The organism is Variovorax sp. P2_H12, assembly GCF_056403395.1.
Genome location: NZ_JBFUFO010000001.1, coordinates 27,711 through 46,076 on the forward strand (window position 1 = coordinate 27,711; position 18,366 = coordinate 46,076).

The 18,366-nt window shown below is 68.2% G+C and carries 20 protein-coding genes; 11 read left to right on the forward strand and 9 right to left on the reverse strand.

Going from position 1 to position 18,366, the window contains the following annotated elements; translation table 11 throughout:
• Positions 1-41 precede the first annotated feature (41 nt).
• Together AC1DYK_RS00135 and AC1DYK_RS00140 are read left to right on the forward strand one after the other, a co-directional pair.
• Positions 42-788 (forward strand): NADPH-dependent F420 reductase, encoded by a 747-nt coding sequence (locus AC1DYK_RS00135; RefSeq protein WP_478164427.1) that lies wholly within the window; start codon positions 42-44, stop codon positions 786-788.
• The gene (locus AC1DYK_RS00140) at positions 785-2,080 is read left to right on the forward strand and encodes an NTP/NDP exchange transporter (RefSeq protein ID WP_478164428.1); all 1,296 of its coding nucleotides are present in this window, start codon (positions 785-787) and stop codon (positions 2,078-2,080) included. The genes AC1DYK_RS00135 and AC1DYK_RS00140 overlap by 4 nt, the downstream gene beginning before the upstream one ends.
• An 8-nt stretch (positions 2,081-2,088) precedes the next feature.
• On the opposite strand, the gene AC1DYK_RS00145 is transcribed toward AC1DYK_RS00140, so the two are convergent.
• On the reverse strand, positions 2,089-2,964 hold the full coding sequence (locus AC1DYK_RS00145) for a CoA transferase (protein ID WP_478164429.1): 876 nt from the start codon (positions 2,962-2,964) through the stop codon (positions 2,089-2,091).
• Positions 2,965-3,075: 111 nt separating this feature from the next.
• Between AC1DYK_RS00145 and AC1DYK_RS00150 the strand changes: the two genes are divergently transcribed.
• Positions 3,076-3,978, forward strand: coding sequence for an SDR family oxidoreductase (locus AC1DYK_RS00150; RefSeq protein WP_478158216.1), 903 nt, complete (start codon positions 3,076-3,078; stop codon positions 3,976-3,978).
• 12 nt (positions 3,979-3,990) lie between these two features.
• Here the strand turns inward: AC1DYK_RS00150 and AC1DYK_RS00155 are convergent, their stop codons facing one another.
• The 5 genes from AC1DYK_RS00155 to AC1DYK_RS00175 all read right to left on the reverse strand — a co-directional run bounded on the left by AC1DYK_RS00155 (position 3,991) and on the right by AC1DYK_RS00175 (position 9,151).
• A complete protein-coding gene (locus AC1DYK_RS00155; protein WP_478164430.1) occupies positions 3,991-4,929 on the reverse strand; it encodes an EamA family transporter in 939 nt (312 codons plus the stop codon).
• Between the two features lie 61 nt (positions 4,930-4,990).
• A complete protein-coding gene (locus AC1DYK_RS00160; protein WP_478164431.1) occupies positions 4,991-5,995 on the reverse strand; it encodes an SDR family oxidoreductase in 1,005 nt (334 codons plus the stop codon).
• 3 nt (positions 5,996-5,998) lie between these two features.
• A complete protein-coding gene (locus AC1DYK_RS00165; protein WP_478164432.1) occupies positions 5,999-6,919 on the reverse strand; it encodes a bile acid:sodium symporter family protein in 921 nt (306 codons plus the stop codon).
• A 12-nt stretch (positions 6,920-6,931) separates the two neighbouring features.
• The gene (locus AC1DYK_RS00170) at positions 6,932-8,263 is read right to left on the reverse strand and encodes a flavin-containing monooxygenase (protein ID WP_478164433.1); all 1,332 of its coding nucleotides are present in this window, start codon (positions 8,261-8,263) and stop codon (positions 6,932-6,934) included.
• A 33-nt stretch (positions 8,264-8,296) separates the two neighbouring features.
• Positions 8,297-9,151 carry an SDR family oxidoreductase gene (locus AC1DYK_RS00175; protein ID WP_478164434.1) on the reverse strand — a complete coding sequence of 285 codons (855 nt, stop codon included), beginning with the start codon at positions 9,149-9,151 and terminating at the stop codon, positions 8,297-8,299.
• A 92-nt stretch (positions 9,152-9,243) separates the two neighbouring features.
• Here AC1DYK_RS00175 and AC1DYK_RS00180 point away from each other — a divergent pair, with 92 nt between their 5' ends.
• The 8 genes from AC1DYK_RS00180 to arsH all read left to right on the forward strand — a co-directional run bounded on the left by AC1DYK_RS00180 (position 9,244) and on the right by arsH (position 15,207).
• A complete protein-coding gene (locus AC1DYK_RS00180) occupies positions 9,244-10,032 on the forward strand; it encodes an IclR family transcriptional regulator (protein ID WP_478164435.1) in 789 nt (262 codons plus the stop codon).
• A 415-nt stretch (positions 10,033-10,447) separates the two neighbouring features.
• Positions 10,448-10,843, forward strand: a complete 396-nt coding sequence (locus AC1DYK_RS00185; protein WP_478092884.1) for a response regulator — start codon at positions 10,448-10,450, stop codon at positions 10,841-10,843.
• A 715-nt stretch (positions 10,844-11,558) separates the two neighbouring features.
• Complete coding sequence (locus AC1DYK_RS00190) at positions 11,559-11,885, forward strand: ArsR/SmtB family transcription factor (RefSeq protein WP_478164655.1); 327 nt, start codon at positions 11,559-11,561, stop codon at positions 11,883-11,885.
• 21 nt (positions 11,886-11,906) lie between these two features.
• Positions 11,907-12,383, forward strand: coding sequence for an ArsI/CadI family heavy metal resistance metalloenzyme (locus tag AC1DYK_RS00195; protein ID WP_478164436.1), 477 nt, complete (start codon positions 11,907-11,909; stop codon positions 12,381-12,383).
• A 7-nt stretch (positions 12,384-12,390) separates the two neighbouring features.
• Entirely contained in the window at positions 12,391-12,888 is a 498-nt protein-coding gene (locus tag AC1DYK_RS00200) for an arsenate reductase ArsC (protein WP_478164656.1), read from the forward strand.
• On the forward strand, positions 12,889-13,377 hold the full coding sequence (locus tag AC1DYK_RS00205; protein ID WP_478164437.1) for an arsenate reductase ArsC: 489 nt from the start codon (positions 12,889-12,891) through the stop codon (positions 13,375-13,377).
• A gap of 7 nt (positions 13,378-13,384) precedes the next feature.
• Complete coding sequence (gene arsB, locus AC1DYK_RS00210; RefSeq protein ID WP_478164438.1) at positions 13,385-14,461, forward strand: ACR3 family arsenite efflux transporter; 1,077 nt, start codon at positions 13,385-13,387, stop codon at positions 14,459-14,461.
• A gap of 8 nt (positions 14,462-14,469) precedes the next feature.
• A complete protein-coding gene (gene arsH / locus AC1DYK_RS00215; RefSeq protein ID WP_478164439.1) occupies positions 14,470-15,207 on the forward strand; it encodes an arsenical resistance protein ArsH in 738 nt (245 codons plus the stop codon).
• Between the two features lie 47 nt (positions 15,208-15,254).
• Here the strand turns inward: arsH and AC1DYK_RS00220 are convergent, their stop codons facing one another.
• The 3 genes from AC1DYK_RS00220 to AC1DYK_RS00230 form a co-directional block, all read right to left on the reverse strand.
• Positions 15,255-15,845, reverse strand: a complete 591-nt coding sequence (locus AC1DYK_RS00220) for a cysteine dioxygenase family protein (RefSeq protein WP_478164440.1) — start codon at positions 15,843-15,845, stop codon at positions 15,255-15,257.
• Positions 15,846-15,867: 22 nt separating this feature from the next.
• On the reverse strand, positions 15,868-16,266 hold the full coding sequence (locus tag AC1DYK_RS00225; protein WP_478089824.1) for a DUF488 domain-containing protein: 399 nt from the start codon (positions 16,264-16,266) through the stop codon (positions 15,868-15,870).
• A gap of 244 nt (positions 16,267-16,510) precedes the next feature.
• Positions 16,511-18,361 (reverse strand): PhoX family protein, encoded by a 1,851-nt coding sequence (locus tag AC1DYK_RS00230; protein WP_478164441.1) that lies wholly within the window; start codon positions 18,359-18,361, stop codon positions 16,511-16,513.
• Positions 18,362-18,366: the final 5 nt, after the last annotated feature.

Genomic DNA, 18,366 nt, shown 5'->3' on the forward strand with positions numbered 1-18,366 from the left:
ACCCGGCGGCGGATGATCGCGGGGAACTCCAGGAGGTTTCGATGCCGCAACATCAACCCTTCGCCGGCMCCCGCCGCGGCCTGCTCGCGGCGGGCGCCGCATGGACCGTCCTCGCGGCGCTCCACCCGGGCCGAGTCCGGGCGCAGACCACCGCCGGCTTGCGCATCGGCATCATCGGCGCGGGCCGCATCGGCGGCACGATCGGCGGGCTGTGGGTCAAGGCCGGCCATCCGGTGATGCTGTCGTCGCGCCATCCCGACGAACTCAAGGGCCTGGTCGCGAGCCTCGGCCCGCTTGCGAGCGCCGGCACCGTGGCGCAGGCGATCGCCTTCGGCGACGCGCTCTTCATTGCGGTGCCCTATGGCGCGCTGCCGCAGATCGGCCGCGACCACGGCGCGGCGCTCCGGGGCAAGATCCTGCTCGATGCCTGCAACGCCGTGGCCTCGCGCGATGGGGCCGCCGTGGCGGACGAGGTGGAGCAGTTGGGCATCGGCGCCGTGTCGCAGAAGTACCTCGCGAACGCGCGGCTGGTGCGTGCGTTCAACACGATGTCCTACGCGATCTTCGCCCGCGAGGCCCACCGGCCCGCGCCGAGGCTGGCGATACCGATCGCGGGCGACGATCCTGAAGCCGTCAGGGTCGCGGCGGGGCTGATCGAGGATGCCGGCTTCGAGCCCGTGGTGGTCGGCAAGCTGGCCGACGCCCGGCGATTCCAGCGCGGCGCGCCGGGCTACGGACAGGCGGTGAGCGCGGCTGAACTCAGGCAGAAGCTATCGCTGGCGCCATGACGCCATTCCAGCGCTGGCTGCGGCGGGCGGTGCCGGCGACGCCGCAGGAGCTGGCGGCGGCGCTGTGGTCCTTCGGCTATTTCTTCGCGCTCCTGGCGGGCTACTACGTGCTGCGGCCGCTGCGCGACCAGATGGGGATCGCAGGCGGAACGCGGGCGCTGCCGTGGCTGTTCACCGCGACCTTCGTGACGCTGTTGGCTGCGCAGCCGCTCTACGGCGCACTGGTGGCGCGGCTGTCGCGCGCTCGGTTCATCCCGATCGTCTATCACTTCTTCGTCGTCAACCTCGCGGTGTTCTGGGCGCTGCTGGCGCTGGGCATCGCGCCGGTGATCGTGGCGCGCGTGTTCTTCGTCTGGGTCAGCGTCTTCAACCTGTTCGCCGTCGCGGTGTTCTGGTCCTTCATGGCCGATCTCTTCACGAGCGAGCAGGGCAAGCGGCTGTTCGGATTCATCGGCGCCGGCGGCACGGCCGGCGCGCTGCTGGGGCCGGTGATCACCATCGCGCTCTCGGTGCCGCTGGGGCCGCACAACCTGCTGATCGCGGCCATCGTGTTCCTCGAGATCGCGGTGTTCTGCGCGCATCGGCTCGAGCGAGGCGCGGGGGGAAGCCTTGGCGGTCATCGGCGCGAGGAGCCCCGAGTCGGCGGCAGCGCCCTTGCCGGGGTGTCGGGGCTCGTGCGCTCGCCGTACCTGCTTGGTGTCGCCGCATGGGTGAGCCTATTGTCCTTCGGCGCGACGATGCTCTATCTGGCCCAGGCGAACGTGGTGGCGGCCACCGTGCAGGGTGCGGGGGCGCAGACTCGGCTCTTCGCGAGCATCGACCTGGCGGTGGGACTTCTCACGCTGGCCACGCAGGTGTTCGTCACCGGCCGGCTCCTGCAGCGCTTCGGCACCGGCGCGGCGGCGGCGGCGCTGCCGATGGTCTATGTCATCGGCTTTCTCGTGCTGGCGACGTCGCCGAGCCTGGCGGTGGTGGTGGTGTTCCAGGTGGCCCAGCGCTGGATGAACTTCGCCATCGCCAACCCGGCGCGGCAGGTGTTCTTCACCGTCGTCGGGCGCGAGGAAAAATACAAGGCGAAGAACCTGATCGACGTCGTGATCTACCGGGGTTCCGATGCACTCTACGGCTGGGTCTACGACACGCTGCACGCGATCGGGCTCAAGATCGGCGCGATCGCGCTGTGCGCGGTGCCGGTGGTGCTTGGATGGGCCGTCCTGTCGATGGTCCTCGGGCGCGCGCAAGAGCGCCGTGCGTCTTTCGACGGCGCCATCGTGCAGGAAGGTCCGCCCTAGCGGCCGGATCAGTCGGCCAGCGTGAGCAGCGGGACGTCGCGCTCGCGCGCCATGGCATCGAGTTCGGCGCGCGTGCGCCGGGCGATCCATGCGGCCAGCGCCTCGTGGGTGGCGGGCGCCAGCATGTCGCCGGCGGCCAGGCCGGCCGCCTCGCAGAGCCGGGCCGCGAAATGCGGCTCCAGCGCGGCCACCGCCACCCGTCCGTCGGCGCATGGGTAGACGCGGTAGCCCGCATGGGCGCCGCCGACTGCGCCGGTCGGTTGCGACAAGCCCCAGGTGCGCGGCAGCGCGAGCCAGTCGGCGGCGGCGTTGAGCGCCACTTCCAGATAGATGCCCGCATTCGGCGAGCGCCGCGCGTGCAGCGCCGCCTGCAGAACCGCCTCGCTCGCGAGCAGCGCGCCGCCCATGTCGGCGTAGAGCGTGGGCGGCAGCGCGGTGCCGGTGACCAGCCCGCTTTCGGCCAGGTAGGTGAGGTCGTGGCCCGGCTCCTCGGCGCGCGCGCCCGGCGCGCCGACGATCGCGACCTGCGACAGCCTGGGATGGCGCGCCTGCAGCGCGTCCCAGCCGAGTCCGAGCTTGGCGAGCGCCGAGGGCCTGAACGAGGTCAGCAGCACATCGCAGTCGGCCAGCGCCTGGTGCAGGCGTTCGCGGCCGGCCTCGGCCTTGAGGTCGACCACCTCCACCGTCACGCCCTGGTGCAGCGCGGCATAGGCCGGCTTGTTGTAGTGGCCCATCGGATCGCCCGAGGGCGGCTCGAACTTGAGGCAGGCGGCGCCCATGGCGCGGCAGCGCAGCAGCGCGGCGGGGCCGGGCAGGTTGAGCGCCAGGCTCAGCACGCGCACGCCGGCCAGCGGCGCGAAGGTGGCGGAAGTGGGGTTCGGCATCGGTGGGCGTCCTTGGGAGAGTGTCACCTTGGGAGCTTACCGGGTCGGGGCAAGCGCTCTACGATGCGGCTGGCAGAAGCCCGATCCACACCGAAGACAAGGAGACCCCACATGTTCCAATCCGATCTCATGGCCGGCCAGCGCATCCTCGTGACCGGCGGCGGCACCGGCCTCGGCCGCGCGATGGCCGAGCGCTTCCTGAGCCTGGGCGCCGACGTCGCGATCTGCGGCCGGCGCCAGAGCGTCTGCGAGGAGACTGCGGCCGAATGGCGCAGCCAGTTCCCGGGCCGCCGCATCGACACCTTCGGCGTCGACATCCGCAATGCGCAGGCGGTGGACGAGATGGTCGAGAGCCTGTGGCAGTCCGGCGGCCTGACCGGGCTGATCAACAACGCGGCCGGCAACTTCGTGGCGCCGACCGAGAGCCTGTCGCCGCGGGCCTTCGACGCGGTCGCCAACATCGTCTTCCACGGCAGCTTCTACGTCACGCAGGCGGTGGGCAAGCGCTGGGTGGCCGAGGCCAAGGAGGGCAAGTGGAAGGCCGGCGATCCGTACCGCAGCGTGATGAGCATCATCGTCACCTGGGTCGACAACGGCAGCCCCTACGTGGTGCCGTCGGCGATGAGCAAGGCCGGCATCGAGGTCATGACCAAGTCGCTGGCGACCGAGTGGGCGCGCTACGGCATCCGCCTCAACGCCGTGGGTCCGGGCGAGATCCCGACCGAGGGCATGAGCAAGCGCCTGAATCCCGGCGAAGAACCCGGCGCCCGCAGCAAGGCCAGCAATCCGATGGCGCGCACCGGGCAGATGAGCGAACTGCAGAACCTGGCCGCCTTTCTGATGGCGCGCGGCCAGTGCGACTGGCTCACCGGCCAGAGCATCATGATGGACGGCGGCAACGCGCTGGCCACCGGCGGCAATTTCTACGAATTGCGCCAGTGGAGCGACGCCGACTGGCTGGCCGCGCGCGAGCGCATCGAGGCGCAGAACCAGAAGGACAAGGCACAGCGCTGAAGCCGGTCCGCTTCAGGGCCGGCTGCGCGCCGGGACCGGCCGGCGCCCCCACCAGCCCCGGACTCGGGCGGCGAGGCCCTGGTTGATCGCCAGGCCCAGCAGCACCGCCGCGGTGCCGAGCCACTGCGCCGGACTCGGCCGCTCGCCGAAGGCGAGTGCCGCGGCCGCCAGTCCGACCACCGGCACCAGCAGCGAGAACGGCACCACGCGGCCGGCCGCATGGCGCTGCAACAGCCGGGTCCACAGCGTGTAGGCGAGCAGGGTGGCGAACCAGGCCAGGAACAGCGCCGCCAGCAGGGCCCGCAGGTCGAGCCCGCCGATCTGGCGCAGCACCTGCGCCGGGCCGTCCATGGCCACCGCCAGCAGCGTGAAAGGCAGCACCGGCACCAGGCTGCTCCAGACGATGAAGCCGAAGGGGGCGTAGCCGGGCGCGGCCCGCACCGCGAAGCGCACCACCACGTTGGAGACGGCCCACATCAGCGCGGCCGACAGCGTGAGGATGAAGCCGATCAGGGTCATCTGGCCGGGGCCGTCGCCGTGCGCGGCGGCGATCACCAGCAGGCCCGCGAGCGCGACCGCGAGCCCGAGCCACTGGCTGCGCTGCACCCGTTCGCCCAGCAGCGGCCCGGCGAGCAGCAGCGTGAAGAAGGCCTGGGTCTGCATCACGACCGAGGCCATGCCGGCGGTCATGCCGAGCTGCAGGCCGAGGAACAGCAGGCCGAACTGGCCCACACCCTGCGCCAGCCCGTAGGCGGCGAGATAGCGCCAGGGCATGGCCGGCCGCGCCACGAACAGCAGCAGCGGCAGCGACGCGACGGCGAAGCGCAGCGCGCCGAGCAGCATCGGGCTCAGGTCCTGCAGCCCGAGTTCCATGGCGACGAAGTTGAGGCCCCAGATCAGGACCACGCCCATCGCGGCGGCGAGGTCGCCGCGGCTCAGCGTCGTGTTCATTGGGTAGCCTCCGTGCTGCGCACTGCGGCGCGAGCTTGCTTGGAGCGGTCCGGCGCCGCGCTCATGCCGACGCCTGGCCGGCCCGTGTCCCTTGCGCGCAGCGGGCGGCCTTGAATGCCATGAACGCCTCCAGGCTGGTCTTCTTCGGCACATAGCCGAATTCGGTCTTGAGCCGCTTGTTGCACAGCACCGGGCGATAGCGCAGGAAGTCGAGCTGCTCGGGACCGTAGCGGCTGATGCCGAGTCGCGAGCCGACGGCCAGCGCGAGCTTGAGCAGCGATGCCGGCATCGACAACAGCGGCTTGCGCAGCAGCGCCGCGATCTGCGGCAACGTGAGCGCGCCGTCGCCGGCGACATTGAAGCAGCCGGTGCGGCCGGTGGTGATGGCATGGACCACGCAGCCGGTCACGTCTTCGTCCCAGATGAATACGAAGGGACTGTCGCTGCCGCGGATCGCGAGGATGCGCGGCTTGTCGAACAGCGCCGTGATCTGGTTGTGCACGTGGGTGCCCAGGATGGTGCCGATGCGCAGCACCGTCTGCTGCAGCGTGGGGTGATCGACGCGGTATTCGGCCAGCATCTCCTCCACCTGCCGCTTGTGGTCCGAGTAGGCGAAGCTCTGGTTGCCGCGCAGCGCATCGTCCTCGTCGATCCAGGCCGGGTTGTCGGCGTGGTAGCCGTAGGCGGCGCCGCTCGACGACACGACGATGTGCCGCACACCGTGCGCGACGCAGGCCTCGAGCACATTGCGGGTCCCGAGCACATCGACCGAGTGCTCGAACTCGCGCGTGCTGCCGGGGCCGGGCGTGACGATCGAGGCCAGGTGCACCACGGCGTCGATCGCGTGCCGGCCGAGCGTGGCGCCGAGTTCCGCGCCGCGCACGTCCTGCACCGCATAGCTGACGCCGGGCACGCGCCGCGCGGCCGGCACCTCGCGCACGTCGAGGGCGAGCACGCAGTCGATGTCGGGCAGGGCGGCGAGGGCGGCCACCACCGTGCGGCCGAGGAAACCGTCGGCGCCGGTGACGAGCACCCGGCGTGCCGCGAAGGGCAGAACTACATTCATGATTCAGGCCGAACGCGCGGCCGTTGAAGTCAGCGGGCGGCGCGCCCACCAGGCGGCGAGCCCGAGGCCCGCGACGATGTCCCAGAAGCCCCAGACGCCGGCGACCACCGCCATGCCGCCGAGGCCGCCGAAGAAGCTGAAGATCAGCACCAGCCCGAGGCCGGCATTGCGGATGCCGACCTCGAAGCTGACCGCGCGGCGGTCGTACTCCGCCAGCCCGGTGGCCGTGGCACAGGCATAGCCGGTGGCGAAGGCCAGCGCGTCGTGCAGCACCACCGCCACCAGCACCAGGCCGACGTAGTCGAGGAAGTAGCGCCAGTTGCCGGCGATCGCCGCCAGGATGAAGCCGACCAGGCAGACGAAGCTCAGGATCCGGGCCGGCTTCTTGATGCGCCCGGTGAGCCGCGGCAGCCAGTGGGAGCAGGCCAGCCCGATGACGAAGGGCGCGCCGATGATCGCCACGATGTGCAGCACCATCTCGGCCGGGTCGAGCGCGATGGCCTTGAGCAGCGGCGCCGCCGTGGGGTGCAGCCCGCCCCAGAAGGCGAAGTTCAGCGGCATCACGACGATCGAGATCAGGTTCGAGATCGCGGTCATCGACACCGACAGCGCCACGTTGCCGCCCGCGCGGTGGGTCAGGATGTTCGACACGTTGCCGGGCGGGCAGCAGGCCACCAGGATCATGCCGAGCGCGATGCTCGGCGCCGGATTCAGCAGCAGGGTGAGCCCGAAGGTGACCGCCGGCAGCACGATGAACTGCGCCGCGATGCCGACCGCCATCGCCACCGGCATGCGCATCACGCGCTTGAAATCGGCGACGCGCGTGTCCAGCGCGATGCCGAACATCAGGAAGCCGAGCACCGCGTTGAGTGCGATCAGCGAGGCCGGATTGAAATTGAGGCGGACCTCGTCGACAGGCAGCATGGGTGGGTTTCCTCAGGCGAGCGCGGCGGCAGCGTCGCGCACCGCGCGGCGATAGCTGTCCTTGTGGACGTAGTAGGCCATGCGCTCGAGCTTCAGGTAGCTGTAGCCGCCCGAGAGATCGGGCGTCGGGCCGGCCTTGGCCCGCTTCAGCACGGCCGCCTGCGGGCGGCCGTCGGCCTGCGCCTTGAAGTAGCGCGCGACCAGTTCGGCCTGCTCGTAGCGCCCCTGCCAGCCGATGCCGCTGGCCTCGATCATGCCGAGCACCGCGAGGTTGTCGAAGCCCGGCGCGAAGATGTTCAGGTACAGCTTGGGCGCCATGCCCTGCCAGTTGAGCCAGGTGCGGTCGATGAAGGGGTAGTGCAGCTTGTAGCCGGTGGCGCACAGGATCAGGTCGTAGTCGCGCGCGCTGCCGTCCTTGAAGTGCACCGTGTGGCCGTCGAGGCGCGAGATGTCGGCGCGCACGCCGATGTCGCCATGGCCGATGTGGTGCAGCACCAGCGAGTTCACCACCGGATGCGATTCGTACATGAGGTAGTCGGGTTTCGGGAACCCGAAGCGCACCGGATCGCCGGTGAACCACTGCAGCACCTTGGCGTCGAGCCGCTGCTTGATCCAGGCCGGCAGCGGACGCTTGCCGCCGAGCGTATCGGCCGGCTTGCCGAAGATGTACTTGGGCACGAAGTAGTAGCCGCGGCGCACCGAGAGATCGACGCTCTTCGCATAGTGCACCGCATCGACCGCGATGTCGCAGCCGCTGTTGCCGGCGCCGACCACCAGCACGCGCTTGTCCTGGAACAGCTTCGCGTGCTTGTAGGCCGAGGTGTGCAGCAGTTCGCCGTCGAAGTGCCCCTCGAAGCGCGGCATGCTGGGTTCGGACAGGGTGCCGTTGGCGATGATCACGCCCTTGTAGTCGGCGCTTTCGATGCGGCCGTTGCCGGTGTCCACGCTCACGCGCCAGAGCGTCGAGGCGGTCTCGCTCACCGGCTCGACGCGGATCACGCGGGTGCCGAAGCGGAAGTGGCGGCGCAGGTCGAAGTGGTCGGCGAAGTCGCTGAAATAGCGGCACAGCTCGGTGTGGCTCGGGTAGTCGGCCACGCTGTCCGCCATCGGGAACTCGGCGAACTCGGTGGTGCGCTTCGACGAGATCAGGTGCGCCGACTGGTAGACCGTGCTGCGCGGATTGCCGATGTTCCAGAGCCCGCCGACGTCGTCGTAGGCCTCGAAGCCCTGGAACGGAATGCCGAGCTTCTGCAGGTTGCGGGCGCCGGCGAGACCCGAGGGGCCGGCGCCGATCAGTGCGATTTGCTGGTGCGAGGGCACGGGTGCGGACACGGGATGGCTCACGAAAAAAACTCCGGCTTCAGGGTGGCCGCGCGATCAGTGCGCGGTGGATTCGGGTGCAGAGGCCGGCGCGCGAGACGCGGCGTCTGCGGGCAAGCCCGGGATAGGCGTGGCGCCGGGATCGCCCGCGCGCGGCTTGCGCGGCTGCCGCAGCAGCAGCGCATCGTGCCAGGCATCGGGCAGCAGGCCCAGCGCATTCGACAGCCAGCCGAGACGGCGCGGCAGCACCAGTTGCTCCTGCCCTTGCGACAGGGCGCGCAGGATGGCGCTGGCCGCGGCCTCGGGCGCCATCAGCCCCGGCATCGCGAAGCGATTGCCGGCCGTCAGCGCGGTGCGCAGGTAGCCCGGACTCACGGTGCAGACCTGCACGCCGTTCGGCCGCAACTCGGCGCGCAGGCTTTCCAGATAGCGGATCAGGCCGCCCTTGCTGGCGCAGTAGGCGCCGTTGCCGGGCAGGCCGCGGCGACCAGCCAGGCTGGCGATGCCCGCAAGCATGCCGCGGCCGCGCTCGCGCATCGGCGCAACGAAGGGCTGGAAAGTGGTGGCAACGCCCAGCAGGTTGATCTCGAGGATGCGGCGGAACACCGCCAGGTCGCAGGCCTGCGCGGTGTCGAAGCCGCCGGCCACGCCGGCGTTCGCGATCACGGCGTCGGGCGTGCCGAAGCGGCCAGCCCAGTCCTGCGCCATCGCCTGCATCGCGATGCTGTCGCTGACCTCCGGCATATAGATGGCGCAGCGCCCGGGCGCAGTGGCCGCCAGGGTTTCGAGCGTGGCGCGGTCCAGGCCGACCAGGGCAACCTTGGCCCCGCGCGCCAGCGCCTCGGCGGCCAAGGCGCGGCCCAGGCCGCCGCAGGCGCCGGTGATGACCAGGTTGTGGAGGGGAGTATTCATGGGCATAGAAATGTCTCTCCTCGGAACTTTAGCGAATTTGCGGCAGAATCTCGGAATTATTATTTAATCAGTCTCGGTTTTCGAGATTTCAGATGAGTTATTCCGAATCGCCTCCTGCCGAGGAGACCGAACAGGCCGCCACGCCCGGCCTGCGCTTGCTGCAATTGCTGGAGTTGGTGTGTTCCGCCCCCGAGCCCCAGACGCTGGTCGACATCGTGCGCCTGAGCGGCCAGCCGAAGCCCTCGGTTCACCGGATGCTGCAGCAGTTGGAAGTCGGTGGCCTGCTGGCGCGCGGCGGCGACGGCCGGCGCTATGCGATCACGCCGCGCCTGATGCGTTTCGCCGAAACGGTGCTGCGCAGCAGCACCTCGACCGGCGTGCGGCATGCGGTGCTGCGCCAACTGGTGGCGGACGTTGGGGAGACCTGCAACCTCACGGCGCTGTCGGGCGCCGAGGTGATCTATCTTGATCGCGTCGAGACCGCATTTCCGCTCAGGCTGGAACTCGGCCCCGGCTCGCGCGTGCCGCTGCACTGCTCGGCCAGCGGCAAGCTGTTCCTGGCCCATCTGCCGAAGCCCCAGCGCGAGCGCCTGCTCGACGGGCTGCAGTACCAGCGCTACACCTCGCACACGCTGTGCTCGCGCGAGGCGCTGGAAGGCGAGCTCGACCGCATCCGGCAGGATGGGCATTCGGTCGATGCCGAGGAGTTCATCGATGGGTTGGTCTGCGTCGCGGTGCCCGTGCGCGACGATGCGCACGGGCCGGTGCGCTGCGCCGTGGCGCTGCAGGCGCCGGCGGTGCGGATGCCGCTGCCGGAGGCGCTGCAGCAGTTGGACAAGCTGCGCAATGCGGCGCAGGGGATTGCGCGGGCGATGCGCTGAAGGCCGCTGCCCCGGTTGTTCTTCAGGGCCAGGCGGGGCGTCCACAATGCCGAGTCGAACCACAAGACCATTCATCACCTTGGCGCAGGCAACTTCGTGCGGGCTGGCGGGGTGCTGAAGGCTGCGCCGCTGTAGCACGCCGGGGCGCGATTGCGAGGCCGCTGAGGGGGGCGACAAGTCCTGCCGGGTCACACGCGTGCTCCGGACGAAAGCGCGGCATAGAGGCAATGCGCGGAGGGCGTTGGTCCTACATCAGAAAAAATTGAACAGCCTATCCTGTTTCCGACGGGCACCTTCGTTGCCTATGGGGAATTGGAATGCCATGTCTTTGGATGGCAACTCGTCAAATCTCCCGCGCAAAGGCGGGCGTATCGACGCCGCTGGGGATTGGCCCCCGAGCGCCGCCGGATGGGGAGTGGCGTTCGTGATTCATTCGGGGCTGCCCCTGCGGGCGTTTCTGGTCGAGGACAACGAGGTCATACGGGCCAATCTCGAAGACGCCCTCACGGAGTTGGCGCATGTGGAGGTTGTCGGGTTTTCAGGGAGCGCTCTGGAGGCGTCCGATTGGCTCGCAGTCCATTCCGGCGAGTGGGATCTGGCGGTCGTGGATCTGTTCCTGACCGAGGGAAGCGGGCTGACCGTGTTGGCCTCTTGCAGGGTGCGCGACCCTGGCCAAAGGGTCGCTGTGCTCAGCAACTATGCGACCCGGGATATGCGCTCACGCTGCAAGGCGTTTGGAGCCGACGCGGTCTTCGACAAATCGACCGAATTGGACGAGTTCATTGAGTTCTGCCTGGATCGAACCATGTAAGGAACTGCGCTACCCGATCAAGCCCCTGGGAACGGCAAGAGTGATCGGCGTCGTCCGGGAGTTTACGAAGCGGTTTCGGTAGAAACCGCGCGTAAAAGCAGTTGCGCCATCGGATGGATTTGTTGATTGTTGGTAGCTTGTCTATCTGGCAGGCGCTGCAATCTTCAATAGGGCGGAATCATGCCGAAGGACACTGCACGAGCACGTGCGAGACTTGGATGGGAAGCTGCCTGCGAGCGCTTGAGAGACTCCATGGATCCGCCGCCGGGCTCGCCCCGGCGTTCGCGCGAAGAGCGGATATTTGCATTCGCTATTGCAAGAAGCGCGCTTGAAGAGCTAGCCCGCGCTTTCGGAGCGGATCGCCTGGCAGAGGGAACGCCCCACCACCTGCCGTTGCGCGACGGTCCCGAAGAACCTGATTCGCCAGGCCAGATGTAGCTTTCGGCCATGCCTCATCAGCATAGTCGACTGCCCACGCAATCGTTGCGGAGGAGCGGTGATTCAGCTCATTGAGATGCCGGCGGAAGCGGGGGAAACCTTTTCAAACTCTAGTCGCCGTCGTCTGTCAGACGGCATCTGAACGTTGCAGGGAAAAGCGCCACGTGGCACAGCGCGATGCCTCAGGCGATGCGCGCTGCGCCAGAAGTTCAGTCGGTTCGATGATCCCGGCGCTCCGGTCTTGATCAACCAGATATATTTCGATTATTATCGAATCATGGAATCAAGAGAGGTCGTTCAGGCGTTGGCGGCGTTGGCTCACCCGTTGCGCCTCGAAGTTTTTCGCGCGTTGGTGGTGGCCGGGCAGAGCGGACTCACGCCAGGCGTCATCCAGGAAGCGCTCGGTGTCGCTCCCGCCACGCTCTCTTTCCATCTGAAGGAGCTGGCGAACTCGGGCTTGGTGACCCAGGAGCGTGCCAGTCGCCACCTCATCTACAGGGCCGCATACGACAACATGAACGCGCTGCTCGGCTACCTCACCGACAACTGCTGCCAAGGGGCCGCCTGCGCTGTAGAGACGGCCGGCGATGCCTGCAAGTGTTGACCTCATTCACAGGAGCCCACGATGAAGCGATTTCACGTCCACGTCCACGTCACCGACCTGAAGGCAAGCATCGCCTTCTACTCGCAGTTGTTTGCCGCCGAGCCGACCCGCGCTGAGGCCGACTACGCCAAGTGGATGCTTGAGGACCCTCGCATCAACTTTGCCATCTCCACGCGCGGCGACGCCGTGGGAGTCGACCATCTCGGGTTCCAGACCGACGACGCGGACGAACTCGCTGAGTTGAAGCGGCGTGCCAAGGCAGCGGACATGGCGCTTCTCGATCAGGGCGAGACCAGCTGTTGCTATGCGCGTAGCGACAAGCACTGGGTCACCGACCCGCAAGGCATTGCATGGGAACACTTCCACACCCTGGACAACATCCCGGTGTTTGGCGAGGGCGCCAGGGAATCCGAAACGCAGGCACCTGTCTGCTGTGCGCCCAACGCTCGCGCCAAGCCGTTGGACGTTGCCATCAAGCCAGCCTCGTCCTGCTGCTGAAGGAACCATCTTGACTGACAGGACCTACAACGTGCTGTTCATCTGCACGGGAAATGCCGCGCGCTCTATCCTCGCTGAAGGCCTTATGAACGAGCTTGGCGGAGGCCGCTTCCGTGCGTATTCCGCCGGGAGTCACCCCAACGGGACCGTGAATCCGTTTGCCCTCGATACGCTCGAATCGTTTCATATCCGGGCCGACGGATTCCGCAGCAAGAACTGGGATGAGTTCGCGAAGCCCGATGCACCGCAGATGGACTTCATCCTGACGGTGTGTGACAAGGCTGCGGGGGAGGTGTGCCCGATATGGCCAGGCCAACCCATGACCGCGCATTGGGGCGTCGCAGACCCGGCAGCCTGCGAAGGTCGCGACGACGCAAAGCGACAGCAGTTCCGTGACGCCGCCCTGACGCTCAAGCGTCGCATTGAGCTCATGCTATCCCTGCCGCTGGCTCGCCTGGATGCGATGGCCATTCACCGTGAAATCAAGGACATCGGGACGCGCTAGATGACCATCAACGTTCTGATTCTCTGCACCCACAACTCTGCGCGCAGCGTGCTGGCCGAGGGCATGCTCAATCACTGGGCACAAGTGCTCGGCAAGGACGTCCGCGCCTACAGCGCGGGCAGCGCACCCAGCGGTCGGATCAACCCCCGGGCACTTGAGGCGCTGCAAGCAGCCGGCGTCAGCACCCAGGGTTGCCGCAGCAAGAGCTGGGACGAGTTCACCGGCGACGCCTCCCCGGAAATGCACATCGTCATTACCGTGTGCGACAGCGCGGCCGCCGAACATTGCCCGTTCTGGCCAGGCAGTCCCGTCAAGGTCCACTGGGGGTACCCGGATCCCTCGAACGCGCCGGAAGCCGAGAAGGCCGGCGCGTTCGAGCTCACGCGCCAGGCCATCGGCTACCGCATGCTCCAGCTTCTCGCACTGCCGCTGACCGACCTCGGCAGCACCGACCTGCAGGCCGCGCTCACCCGCATTTCGAAGAGCTAGTTCTCCGATGAACACATCCGCCATCGCGGCAGCGGCGCCAGTCAAACCCGCCATCAGCTTCTTTGAACGCTACCTGACGGTGTGGGTGGCCTTGTGCATCGTCGTCGGCATTGGCCTGGGCCAACTGCTGCCTGGCTTCTTCCAAAAGGTGGCAAGTCTCGAGGTGGCCCAGGTCAACGTCCCTGTCGGGCTGCTCATCTGGGTCATGATCGTTCCGATGCTGCTGAAGATTGACTTCGGCGCGCTCGGCCAGGTGACCTCGCACTGGCGTGGCATTGGCGTGACGCTGTTCGTCAACTGGGCGGTCAAGCCCTTCTCCATGGCCTTGCTGGGCTGGATTTTCATCCGCCACGTCTTCGCCCCGTACCTTCCTGCCGAGCAGCTCGACAGCTATGTCGCCGGGCTCATTCTCCTGGCGGCCGCGCCGTGCACGGCCATGGTGTTCGTGTGGAGCCAGCTCTGCAAGGGCGACCCGTATTTCACGCTGTCCCAGGTCGCCTTGAACGACGCCATCATGGTGGTCGCCTTCGCGCCGGTCGTGGCCCTGCTGCTGGGCCTTTCCTCCATCGCCGTTCCTTGGGCCACCCTTCTGGTTTCGGTTGGCCTCTACATCGTGGTCCCGGTCATCATCTCGCAGGGTTGGCGCGAAGCGCTGTTGCGTCGTGGCGTGGGGCATTTCCAGGCGGTCGTTGCGAAGCTGGGCCCGCTTTCCATCGGGGCGCTTCTGCTGACGCTGGTCCTGTTGTTCGCATTCCAGGGCGAAGCCATCCTGCACCAGCCATTGGTCATCGCATTGCTGGCGGTGCCGATCCTCATCCAGGTGGTCCTCAATTCGGGGCTGGCCTACGTGCTCAACCGCAGGCTTGGGGTCAAGCACTGCGTGGCCGGTCCGTCCGCGCTCATTGGCGCGAGCAACTTCTTCGAGCTGGCGGTGGCCACGGCCATCAGCCTGTTCGGCTTTCAATCCGGCGCTGCGCTCGCGACCGTCGTCGGGGTGCTGATCGAGGTGCCGGTGATGCTCGCGGTCGTCGCGGTCGTGAACCGTACCCAGAACTGGTACGAAGCCGGCCAAGCCGAGTCCTGAATCCTCCTATGTCTGAAGTCACTCCCATTCGAAGCCCCGCTACGTTTCCCTCCCTCGACGCCGCGTTGTTCGACGTTCCGACGTCGGACCGCCTGAGTGTGCGCGAGCCCTCTCGCCACAAGCCACGCTTTCTGATGCTCTACGGCTCCTTGCGGGAACGCTCGTACAGCCGGCTCGTGACTCTCGAAGCCGCGCGACTCCTGGAAGCGATGGGAGGCGAGGTCAAGGTGTTCGACCCCGCCGGCTTGCCATTGCCCGACAGCACACCGGACAGTCACCCCAAGGTCCGGGAATTGCGCGAGCTTGCCCAATGGGCCGAAGGCATGGTGTGGACCTCGCCGGAGCGGCACGGCGCAATGACCGGCATCATGAAGGCGCAGATCGACTGGATTCCGCTCGCCTTGGGAGCGGTACGCCCCACGCAGGGCAAGACGCTGGCCGTGATGCAGGTCTCAGGGGGGTCGCAATCGTTCAATGCCGTGAACCAGATGCGCGTGCTCGGCCGATGGATGCGCATGGTCACCATTCCCAACCAGTCTTCGGTGGCCAAGGCGTTTCTGGAGTTCGATGAGGCCGGACGCATGAAGCCGTCGAGCTACTACGACCGGATCGTCGACGTCATGGAGGAGTTGTTCAAGTTCACGCTGCTGACGCGCGACGCCACGACCTACCTGGTCGACCGCTATAGCGAGCGCAAGGAGAGCGCCGCAGAGCTGTCGAGGCGGGTCAATCAAGCATCGATCTGATGGTCGAACTCCATGCTTCTCGCGGTCATTCGGGGCATCCGTCGGACTCAGCTTTCGTTGTGCGCGACCTCGATGCAACGGCGCGTACGCGCGTTCACGTCGTAGATGTTGAAGTTGCTCATCGACCTGCCGTAGAGGTGCAGACTGACCGCTCGGGGCCGCTCCGCCGGCACCCCGGTGACATGGATGTGATCGGGATTCGGTACGAAGCTCGTGACCGCGCCCTTGCGCAGCAGCACGATGCCGCCTCGCGCGAGGTCGATCTCCTCGTCGGCTCCCCGATCCAGCGATAGCCGGACGTAGCTGCGCTCCTCCAGCACACCTTCGAGCACGCCGACGACACCCCAGCTCCCGTGGTCGTGGACGGGGGTCCATTGACCGGGCAGCCAGACCAACGCGTACAGGGAGAGGCTCTTGTCCGCCGCCTCGTAGACGAGGTTGCGGGTGTAGTCGGCGCCGGTACTCCGATAGTGCCGTGGCTCCAGGAACTCATCGGCCTGATCGATCAGGTCAAGCATCAGCGGCGCCAGGGCCAGCACGCAGTCGGCCGGGTCGGGTTGATTCCGGCTGCGGTTCTGGGCCTCGGCGACGAAGGCTTCGAGCGCGGGGGAGGTCAGGTGTGAAGTGGTGTTGGACATTCTTGGTTCCGGCCCTGGGCCCTCAATCCACGATCTCCGCGCCGCGCTCCGCCAGCAGCGCCCGCAGGAACGACCGATGGCAATGCGCCTCGTCCTCGCAATAGCAGCCGACCGAGAACGCGCTCTGGTGCGACAGCGCCGCCAGAAGGTCCAGGCTGCGGCTCGCATCCGCCTCGGCCATTTCGCCCTTGTACTTGCGCCCGAAGGCGGCCCATTGCGCGGGCACGCCCGAGGCCAGCGCGGCCTGCGCCTGCTTCATCGTCTCGACCGAGGGCGCCAGGTTCGGGTACCAGACGTCGTACCAGTTCTGCGTGGCGAATTCAGCCTTGGGAACGCCGCGCGGCGGCCGACGAACCGTGCCGATGCGCAGCCCCTCGTCGGGTGCGCGGTCGCTGCCGAGGCGAACGATGCGGATGGCCATGATGTTGTTCCTTTGCTTCGATTTCTCGGTGTTCCTCCATGCGCTCGCGTGACTCGCGGCGCATGAACCCGGCGCTTCGGGGATGTTTCATCCTAGTTGCTCCACCGCGCCTGGCGCGACCCACGACGCATGAAACCGGCGCAGTTCGATACCAGGGATACCGCGGAACCGGCTTTGCCGGGCCGCCGGTATCGCCCCCCCTTGAGGGGGGAGGCGCCGCAGGCGCTTCGGGGGGTGTTTCATTTCAGGTGCCGACGATACCGCCGTCCTGGCGCCGCACGACCACCGTGGCCGAGCGCGGCCTCGCGCTGCCGGGCACCGTGCCGTCGGGCCAGGCGCTGTTCGGCTTGCCGCCGGCCTCGTCGCGTGTCTCGCCCGGATGCTGGATGTTGACGAACAGGCTGCGGCGGTCCGGCGTCAGCACGCAGCCCGTGATCTCGCAGCCGCTCGGGCCGACCAGGAAGCGCTTGATGCGCCCGCTCGCGGGGTCGGCGCAGAGCATCTGGTTGTTGCCCAGCGCGGCCGTCGGTCCCTTGCCGATCGATGGCCCGCTCATGTCGGTCTGGATCCAGAGCAGCCCGCCGCTGTCGAAGTGCAGGCCGTCGGGGCTGCCGAAGGCGTCGGCGTCGTCGCTCGGATAGCGCACGCCCGCACCCGGCACGGCAGGGTCGCCGGCCAGTGCGAAGTGGTCCCAGGAGAAGGTGGTGCTCGCCGCATCGCGGCCGTCCTCGCGCCAGCGCAGGATGCCGCCGAAGAGGTTGTCGGCACGCGGATTCGCGGCGTCGACCGGCGGCATGCCCGGCCGGCCGCGCAGGCGGTTGTGGGTCAGCGCGACATAGGCCTCGCCGCTCGCCGGCTCGACCGCGATCCATTCGGGCCGGTCCATCCGGGTCGCACCGACGATGTCGGCGGCCAGCCGGGCATGGATCAGCACTTCGGCCGGGTCGGCGAAGCCGCTCGCGGCGTCGATGCCGCCGTGGCCATGCCGCAGCGCCAGCCACTGCCCGCGGCCGCCGGCGTCGTAACGCGCGACATGGAGCGTGCCCTCGTCGAGCAAGTGCCGGTTGGCGACCCGCGCCGCCGCATCGCTGCCGGGCCGGACCTTGTCGCGGCTCACGAACTTGTAGATGTATTCGAAGTTCGAGTCGTCGCCCATGTAGACCGCGAGCCGGCCGTCCTTCGTGAGCGTGCAGGTGGCGCTCTCCTGGTGCTTGCGGCCGAGGGCCGTGCGCTTGACCGGTATGGACGCGGGATCGAAGGGGTCGATCTCGACCACCCAGCCGAAGCGGTTCGATTCGTTCGGGTGCTTCGCGAGGTCGAAGCGCTCGTCGACGCGCCAGTAGTCGACCCAGGAGCCCGTGGCCAGGCCATAGCGGCGCTGCGCCGCGGTGGCCTGCGCCAGCGACGCCTTCGGAGCGCCGAAGTAGACCTGGAAGTTCTCCTCGCAAGTGAGGTAGGTGCCCCAGGGCGTGACGCCCATCGCGCAGTTGGCGAAGGTGCCGTCGACCCGCTCGCCGGTCGGATCGGCGGCAGTGCGCATCAGCGGGCTGCCGGCCGCCGGGCCTGCGATGCGCATCGGCGTGCGGCCGTGCACCCGTCGGGCGTAGCGCGATGGCAGCACCTGGCGCCAGCCGGTGGCGTCGAGTTCGACCTCGATCACCGAGACGCCCATGGCGTGCAGCGACTTGCGGGCCTTGTCCGCGGTCCAGGGCGTCGTGCCGTCCGGATGCAGCAGCAGCTCGTCGGTGTATTCGTGGTTCATCACCAAGAGGCCGCGATCGGCGCGGCCGTCGAGCGCGAAGAAGTGCATGCCGTCGTGGTGCATGCCGGCCTGCACCGACTGGTCGGCCGCGCTGTTCGACGCGTCGGGGGCGAAGGCCGGCATCGACGACGCGACGCCGGTCGGTGCGCCCCAGGGATAGAGCACCTGCGCTTCGTATCCGGGCGGCACGGTGACCGCGTCGCGCAGCGTGGCGGGCACGGCGCTGAAGCCGAGGCGGCGTTCGCCGGCCGGCAGGGCGCAGGCCTCGCCCAGGAGGGAGACGATGGTGGCGGCGGCTCCGGATTGCAGGAACTGGCGGCGGGCGAGCGGCATGGCGA